Origin of the sequence: Pseudonocardia yunnanensis, assembly GCF_039534065.1 — a bacterium.
Lineage (GTDB): Bacteria > Actinomycetota > Actinomycetes > Mycobacteriales > Pseudonocardiaceae > Pseudonocardia > Pseudonocardia yunnanensis.
In genome coordinates this window covers 1-8,369 of sequence record NZ_BAAAUS010000038.1, presented here as the reverse complement: position 1 = coordinate 8,369, position 8,369 = coordinate 1, and the positions used below count along the sequence as shown (strand labels likewise).

General features: G+C 66.0%; 7 protein-coding genes. 3 read left to right on the top strand and 4 right to left on the bottom strand.

Going from position 1 to position 8,369, the window contains the following annotated elements; translation table 11 throughout:
• Positions 1-419 (bottom strand): amino acid permease (locus ABD743_RS32160; RefSeq protein WP_425567013.1); only part of this gene is annotated, 419 nt, incomplete at its 3' end.
• Positions 420-2,136: 1,717 nt separating this feature from the next.
• Here ABD743_RS32160 and ABD743_RS44700 point away from each other — a divergent pair.
• Positions 2,137-2,478, top strand: a complete 342-nt coding sequence (locus tag ABD743_RS44700; RefSeq protein ID WP_465270078.1) for a VldE C-terminal domain-containing protein — start codon at positions 2,137-2,139, stop codon at positions 2,476-2,478.
• A gap of 244 nt (positions 2,479-2,722) precedes the next feature.
• Here the strand turns inward: ABD743_RS44700 and ABD743_RS32155 are convergent, their stop codons facing one another.
• The 3 genes from ABD743_RS32155 to ABD743_RS32145 all read right to left on the bottom strand — a co-directional run bounded on the left by ABD743_RS32155 (position 2,723) and on the right by ABD743_RS32145 (position 5,205).
• Positions 2,723-2,890: a dihydrofolate reductase family protein gene (locus ABD743_RS32155; RefSeq protein WP_344726501.1), complete on the bottom strand. Its 168-nt coding sequence runs from the start codon at positions 2,888-2,890 to the stop codon at positions 2,723-2,725.
• Between the two features lie 263 nt (positions 2,891-3,153).
• Positions 3,154-3,321 (bottom strand): hypothetical protein, encoded by a 168-nt coding sequence (locus ABD743_RS32150; protein WP_344726499.1) that lies wholly within the window; start codon positions 3,319-3,321, stop codon positions 3,154-3,156.
• Between the two features lie 876 nt (positions 3,322-4,197).
• Entirely contained in the window at positions 4,198-5,205 is a 1,008-nt protein-coding gene (locus ABD743_RS32145; protein WP_344726497.1) for an Acg family FMN-binding oxidoreductase, read from the bottom strand.
• 1,179 nt (positions 5,206-6,384) lie between these two features.
• Between ABD743_RS32145 and ABD743_RS32140 the strand changes: the two genes are divergently transcribed.
• Together ABD743_RS32140 and ABD743_RS32135 are read left to right on the top strand one after the other, a co-directional pair.
• Entirely contained in the window at positions 6,385-7,401 is a 1,017-nt protein-coding gene (locus ABD743_RS32140) for an alpha/beta fold hydrolase (RefSeq protein WP_379659399.1), read from the top strand.
• Between the two features lie 318 nt (positions 7,402-7,719).
• Positions 7,720-8,369 (top strand): AraC-like ligand-binding domain-containing protein (locus ABD743_RS32135; RefSeq protein WP_344726493.1); only part of this gene is annotated, 650 nt, incomplete at its 3' end.

Here is an 8,369-nt window from a genome sequence, read left to right as displayed (position 1 = left end):
CCGTAGTCGATCGCGGCGGTCACCGCGATCTGCCCGACCAGGTTGAACCAGCCGGTGAACCAGCCCCACGCCGGACCCCCGAGCTTCGACGCCCAGAAGTACAGCGCGCCCGCGGTGGGCATCGCCGAGGCGATCTCACCCATGGCCATCGCCACCAGCACACAGAAACCGCCGACGAGCAGCCAGCCCCACGTGATCGCGACGGGCCCACCGTTGTTGAACGCGATGTAGTACGAGGTCAGGCAGCCGACAAGAATCGAGATGATCGTGAAGGAGATCGCGAAGTTGGAGAACCCGCCCATCTCGCGGTAGAGCACCTGGGTGTAGCCGAGACGACGCAGAATAGCCTCGTCGCTGTGCGGGTCGGCAGGCTCGGCGGCATCGCTCGAGCGGGGCCCGTTCCTGTCGTAGTTGGGCACGTAGCCTCCAATGTCGCTGATTTCAGTCCGCCAGCCGTGCCGTGAGCGGCGCTCCTGAGCAAGCTCTCGAACTGAGGCGGCATGATCGTATTTCTCCACCCGCCGGGACCTGAGCTCGATGTCCGGGCCTGAAGGACACCGAGCACGCGCCAGGTTGGGTCGGGTCCGCTCGCTGCGATTCGCCTCTGCACTCCCCGGGTCGAGAGGATCTGCCGGCAGGCGGCCTGGGCCGAGCACGCTGGCCTCCCACAGGCGCTGATCTCCGCCGACCGAGCACGGAAGCTGCGAGGGCAGCGGCTTCGGGAGCCCGCCCGATCCGATTCATCGGCGCCGGAGCCCCGGATGCCACACCGAGGCCGAAGAGCCCGCTCACCGGCTTGGAGCTGTCTACGATCCCGTTGTTAGACGCGTCGTTGTTCTCACCGAGAAAATTGGGCGTGAGGGCCGCGAACACCAGAAAGAAGGCACCGCCGCCGATACCGGTCAAGGAAGGTGAAGAAGATGAGGTCGCTCCGTTGTGGGGTGCGGCCACCCACAGCTGGCCGAACTGCGCAATGCCTTCGACTACAGAACGATGATGAGCGAGTCCTTGCACGCCGATCTGGCCCAAGAGCCACTCGACGAAGCCGCAGCCGAAACCCAAACAGCGACACCCCATCGATGATTTCCAGCGAGAACACATCAATGGCGGCTGGCCGATCTTGATCACCTCCATCGGACCGTACTGGAACGGGGTGCTCACCCGGGTCAATGCGCCCCGCCGCGTGCTCGGGTGAGGATCGGGATGGCGGCCCGCGACGCCGCGCTCGTCCTGCTGGGCACCGGCGCCGCCAACCGGGCGCCGGACGAGATCACTAACCGGACGGTGATGGAGGAGGGCCCCGGCCGGGCGGTCGTCGGCGCCGACTCGATCGCTTTCGGCACCAAGGCTGACACCGACCGGAGGCGGCGAGCGAGACAAGGACTGAGACGAGTCGCAGCGGGCTGCTCAGGAGAGGTCAGGTGCTGCGGGCCCCGCCGGGCCGTGGTGCCGCGGCATGGCGCGCAGCATGCCGCAGCACAGGATCGGCGACCTTTGCGCCCTCGTCGGTCCTGATTCGGCACAGTGCGCGGCCCGCAATGTGTGACCAGGAGGGCACGGGGCCGTCGCCCATACGCCAATAGCCCGACCGCTGCGCGCGGACCGCACGACGCCAGACCGGGCAACACAGGTCCTTAGACCTTCCGCCACCGACGCTTCTCGCGCCCGGACGGTTCGGACACCACGTACCGACGCTTGATCACATCGACCAAGCGTGGAGCCGCGCGTTGCTCCCTCGTGTCGTGCGACGTGGTCACCGCATGATCACGAGGTCGCTGCCGAGCACCACGTCCCAGCCGCACCCAGACCGGACGCTTCCGCTTGTCACGACGGGAGGTGGGTGGGTGACCGCGGTTGCTAGGCCGGCAGAGGCGCCGATTACGCGGCGCCATCGGGGAGCTGTGCGACGGGGCCGGCTGGCCGTCGCCGGTGGCGTCGGTGGCGTCGGTGGCGGCGGTGGCGGCGGTGGCGGTGGCGGTGGCACGATGGTCGCCGCCGCTATCGGCGCCGTAGATGGTGGCGTGTTCGCCGGTGGCGTGACCTCGCCACCCCGCTGGACGAGGTACGCAGCCTGCTCACCCTCCCCCGGGCCGAGCTGCCCCGTTTACTACGGCGCTACGCCGCCCTGAACGAGCTGTGCGCCCCCCTGGAGCGCCGCTCCCCGGCCACGCCTCGCCCGGCAGCTACGGCCGCGGGCGGGCCGCGGTCCCCACTCGGGGAAAGGAAGGACACCATGCTCGTGAACAGGACGACCTCCAGAACGGTCGGCGACTCACGACATGGCTCCGAACTCACGCCGCAACGCTCCGGGTGAAGTACGTGATCTGGCAGGGCCGGTTCTGGTCGCCCGACCACCGGACACCAACGCGGCCTTACACCGGCGGCGGAATCTACGATCCGAACGACGTCACCGGCGGCCACGACGACCACGTCCACCTCAGCGTCCTGAACGGAGGTGGCCTGGCTCCACTGCACTAGTGTCGCGTCTCGGAAGTGGATCAACGGTGGCTCTGGCGATGATTGTGTCGGCGACTTGGTCAGGGCCCACGTTGGCAACGTTCGACCAGCCGTTGATAACGCACCATTGGCCTCGACGAGCTCACGCGCAGAGCTGAGCCTCGATTGGATCACTTGTGCCGCCTCCGGCGGCGCGGGGCCGGTCACGCCAGTCCTGAGCACCGGAGCGGTCCATAACCCTCTCGAGTACCGGTCGCCGCGTGGGTCAGCGCACGATGCGGTACCAATGCGCTGACTCCCCGGCCAAAGGCTTCAACCGCACCTGCGTGCCGTCTGGGCGGTCGAACAGGTGTGATCCGTCCCCGAGCAGCACCGGTGCGCTGAAGACGAGGACTTCGTCGAGGAGACCCGCTTCGATGCACTGGCCGCCCACGGATCCTCGCCTGCACCTCGTGAATCGGACGCGTGACGGCGCTTAGTATAGGTCCCGCAATGCCGCCGCTCTAAGAGCGTCAGCTACTTTCCGACATTCGTCCCGCGTTAGCTGGACTGATACGTCCCTGACTTTCAGGACAACGAACGGATCGTAATCGTCAACATCGACGGTCAGGAGCTCCGAACCCGTCGGCGTTGATATTACTACAGTGGCCTTCATGGTCGAGAAACCCTCCGTGCGCGGCCACGGCCGGTGAGCCGTCAGTCCCCGGAGGCCGTTGCCGGCACCTCGCAGTTCACCCGTTCTCCGAGGTCAGGGGCGAACAGCCAGCTAGGCTCGTCGGGCATGTTGATCACCCAGAATAGCTCGGTGCCGAGCACGCCGTCGTTCTCGGTCGCTGCGTGGGACCGCTCGAGGTACTCACCCATCGCCAGATCTCCTCGCTGCCCTAGCCCTCGGCTTGGGGAAACCTCAGGCCGCCCGCGACGATCCGGTCCCACGGGGTGTCGAGGAGTGCGGCCGCGGCAGGGACGCGCCTGTGGACTTGTGTTTCCGCGACGGCTCTATGTCCAGATCGAACGGAATGAACATCGACTAGGTATCCAGCGACGAGCTGGCCCCTCAAGTAGGAGCGTCACAGACTCGCTGCTACTTGCGAGGGCGGCAATAGTCCCGGCCAGCACCAACCGTGGGGCCGGAGCTCCCCACCTGCGCTTGTAACGCTGCTCATGTCTTCCAGTCCTAATCGGCCGTACTGCCTTCAGCAAGACCTCCGTCCAACCGTGTGGGACACAGCAATGTGACCGAGGTCTCCCCTCGAATATACGTCCGGCGAATGCCGCATGGTTGGTGCGGAACACGGGCCGGTGAGCTCGTTCTGGAGATCGGATCTCGTGCTTCCGGGTCAGCTCATGAGGCCATCCGATTTCGATCCATGTGAAACTTACAGGATAATCTGCCATTCGACGGCAGCACCGGTGGTCCGGTAATCACTCCGCCTACGCCACGCGGTGACGGTGCGGCCACCTTCAGAGCGCCCGGCCGGCCGACGTCCCGTCACCACTCCAACGGCCGAACGGTCGCTCCGGCGAGAGGAGCGCGGCCTGTGGGTCGGTGCTGATGGAGCGATCGGTGTGGGCGGTGGGTGTTGTGGCGCTCGACATTTTCGTGGCACCGCACGATGTGACGCGGTCGGATGATGAGGATGTGGTCGAGGCATTCGCGGCGCAGTGTGCTCCGGGCAGATGACTCCGGCTCACACCTGGTGCTCGCAGTGATGACGGCTCTCCGATCTCGTCGGCCGTTTATATTCCGGCTTCTGGTTCGACCGCGCTGGTGTCCATCGGGTCGACACAGAGAACCGAGCAGAGACTCCGGCGCGGTGTTGCCGGAAGCTCGGTGGCGCCGGAGGCCGGCCAGCCGACCCGGATCAGCAGCTGCGGGTACTCCGGGATGCGCAGCACGTCGCGCCGGAGCCGCTGGGGACTGGAGTGGAGCTCGAAGGCCTGACTGAATGGAGTGGTGACAAGGCCGAGCTGGGTCGCTGCCAGCAATACCGCGCTGGTCGCCTCACCGGCCTGCAGCCGATCGAGGGCGTCGTCGCCGCGGGTCGCAACCACGACCAGCTCGGCCGCGTCGTCACCGGATCCAGAGCCAGGCACGATCGAGCGCTGCGGAGGGCTGCCACTGGCGCATGGGTGCAGCGGGAACGACGCAGACGGGGCCCGGGCCGAGTGCGCGATGTTCGCGGCCGGGATGCCGTCGTGGCTCCCGGAGTAGCGGTGTGTCCACTGCCGCCACTCGCTGGCATACCCGACGTGGTCATGCTCCTCGTGCGGGGCCTCATCGAGCGCCGCGAGCATCCGGCGCCGCATCGTCTCGCCGGTGACCGGAACGAGAACCGCGCCGCACCGTGATGAGTTGTCGGCGAGGATCCGCAGATGGTCGGTAGGCACGGGCCGCCGGCTCATCCGCCGTCGATCTGTACGCCGCCGCGCGATGCCCGAGTAGAGGGCCAAGTCGGCCATATCCGGCTCGAATGGCCCGAAATCTATTGTCGCTAGATGGCCACGATTCTCCGGGTCGGCAAGGCGAACGACGTTGAAGCCGATGCTCCGCGCGGCGAGCGCGACCTGCAAATGATGGAGTGCCGCCCCGCAGCTGAGCAGAAGATCCCGGCGATCGGGGTCAGTGGCTACCAGGTGGCGATCCCAGTCGGCATGTAGCTCCACGGCACCGGGCCGAATCCGCCACCGCCATGGCTGAGTGTTGTAGACCGACGGTGCGCGCAGCGCCTCTTCGATCGCTTCCAACCCAAATCGCCCCACTTCTCGCTCAGTGCGTCGCTCTGTGGGGCGTTGAGCGAGATTGCAGGATCTGATCTCATGGGCATCCAACATTGACGCTCCTCACGTTGTCCAAATTCTGTCGGATGGACGTCGCAACGGCGGCGCAGGGGGAACCTACGGGCGGTTCGTCACTGTCCTCGATTACGACCTTTTCTTCTACCGCTCGCGTCGGCCGATCAACGACATCTCCCAAGTCATCGGTGCTCCCATAGCACGCGGAAAGCGAATTGAACCGATTGGATACCTTCCGCAGGCCCGCGGCCAGATGATAACGCTGATCGAGTGGCCCTGACCGCTGGGTGGGCACGCCGTTAGACGACGTGGCAGAAATGGTTGAACTCATGGTTTGCGGTCCCTGATGTGGCGACCGACGGATTGCGTCAATATGATCTTTAATCGCGGGTTCGTAGTTGTCGTCTTCACACCTTGTCCGGGCCGCAGTCGCGTTGCACTATCCATCGTTTGTCTGTGATGCGGCGACGGTCCCCGTAGAGTCCCCGGTCGACATCAGGACGGCCCACGGGCCCCCACCAGGTTGGCTCTGTCTGCGGGGCGCGCGCGGATACTCTCATTGTCCACTGAAGTAGCATTGCGCCCGCATGGTCAATGTCGGAGAGTCTTTGACCGCATTTGCCGACGACAGACGGCGCCGTCGGGTCACCAGCTGGGCCTTTCCCATCGATGTGCACATAGGTAGGGAGTATGCGGCCGGGTTCCAGATGTGTCCCGGTTCATGTCCAGCCCTGCGGGACTCTCTGCTGGATGCCCCGGATTCTCCCGATCAGGATCGCTGTATGAGCGCTGTCGGCGTCCAGCCCGAACCTCGAACGTCAAAGGCTGGGCCAGGAGCGTGTGGCCGTGGTGGTGATCCTGCCGGGGTGCAGCACGCGCTTGACGCCCTGCCTCTTCCCGCCGCCCGAACCCTGAACGGCCCATGGCCATGGCCGGCGGTGGCTCCCGGCCGGCCATGGCCGGTTCACCTCAAGGCTCCTCCGGGGTTCGGTATGTCGTATCCCTCGGCCCGTTGACGTACACCCATAGCGTCGCGTGACGGTCTCGAAAAGAATTGTTGGATCCATACGGTCGCGCGAGGCGCCGTGGGCACCGGGCGATATATCGACCTTTTTCACAGGAGTGACACCGGTGATCAGTAGGAGATTGTTTTCGCAAGGGCTCGTCGCGACTGTGGCGGCCTCGCTGGCCGGGTGTTCGTCGAAGCCCGACGCGGCACCCGCGGCCGGTCCAACGGCGACACCCCGGGCACACACACCGTTCGGGCCTCTCAAGCAGGTCGACGCGGGTGTGTTGAACATCGGGTACGCCGAGTCCGGCCCGCCCGACGGTCCGCCGTGCATCCTCTTGCACGGCTGGCCGTATGACATCCACAGCTACATCGATGTCGCCCCGAATCTGGCCGCTGCGGGGTACCGGGTGCTGGTGCCTTACCTTCGCGGGTTCGGCACGACGACGTTCCGGTCGGCGGAGACGGTCCGCAACGCCCAGCAGGCGGCGGTCGGCACCGACATCATCGCGTTCATGGACGCCCTCACGATCGACAGAGCGGTCGTCGCCGGTTTCGACTGGGGCGCCCGCACGGGCTGCGTCATGGCGTCGCTGTGGCCCGAGCGCTGCAAGGCGCTCGTCTCGGTCGGTGGCTACCTCATGACCAACCTGCCCGCGCAGCAGAAGCCTTTACCACCAGTGGCGGAACTGGGGTGGTGGTATCAGTTCTACTTCGCCACCGAACGCGGCAAGCTGGGCTACGCGCAGAACACGCACGACTTCAACAAGCAAATCTGGAAGATCGCCTCTCCGGTCTGGAACTTCGACGACGTGACCTACGACCGGACCGCCCAGTCGTTCAGCAACCCCGACCACGTCGCCATCGTGATCCACAACTACCGGTGGCGGCTGAGCCTGGAGAGGGGCGAGGCGCAGTACGACGACCTGGAGGAGAAGCTCTCCACCAGCCCGGTCATCACCGTGCCCACGGTGACCATCGGCAGTGACTTCGACGGTGCGAACGCCGACGGCGTGAGCTACCGCAAGCAGTTCTCGGGCAGGTACGACCACGTCGTCCTCAAGGGCATCGGCCACAACGTGCCACAGGAAGCCCCTGACGACTTCACCAAGGCCGTCATCGCGGCAGACAAACTCTGACCCGATCCCGACCCGGCGCGGGCCCACGATCAACAGCGATACATCTCCGACGATATTCCAGCGATTGCGCGTAGCCTGCTATCTGAACGTGGCCACACCGCGGATTGCCCCGACGAGCGGACTATCAAGCAGAACGCGCAGATCTGGCGATATCCACGTATCCGTCGCTCACAGGGCGTGGGCGCGTAGTTCCGTGAGGCCTGGGTGGGGCCGGGCCTCACGGATGGCAGGCCGGCCTGCTCGCCCCACGGCGCGCGAGGCCGCAGGCTTCATCACAGCCGGCGGCCCGATACCTCGGCGGGCGCGGATGCTCAGAGCGTGCAGATCCATGAATATTCCGGCGAGAGGCTGGAGCAGATTGCCCGCGAACGCTTCATACCGGCAAATTTCCGGGCGCGTCCTGACTTCCGAGTGCGGATGGCGCTGCAGGAGATGGGCGAGGCCGTCACGCTCTCGCGGGTCTACGCCGCGGGGCCGCATCGGAACGTCCGGACCGAGCGGTTGGCCGCGAGGACCTCGGGCGACAACATGATGATCTTCATCGTTCATGTGGCCGGCGAGACCAGTGTTCATCAGCGCGACCGATTCGCCGAGTTGGCGCTCGGTGCAGGAGTACTGAGCGAGGCACGTAGTCCGTGGGAGATCATGTGCCCGACGCAGAGCCGGTGCCTGCTCCTGGGCTTTTCACGCGAGCTGCTCCCGCTCCGCACCGCAGAGATCACCGAAAGCTGTGCCCGCAGCATCGACCCGTCAGCGCCGGGCATGCAGATGCTGTCCGACTATCTGACTCGACTGCTCAACGTAGCCGACAGCCTCACCGCGGAGCAGCGGCTCGACGCCGGCCGCGCCGCGATCGATCTGCTCGCGATGGCTCTGCGGAATGTCGCACCCTCCGTGCCGGGCGGAGACGGCTCCGTGCGCGTGTTGCTGGACATGATGCGGGCGCACGTACGCGACCACCTTGCCGA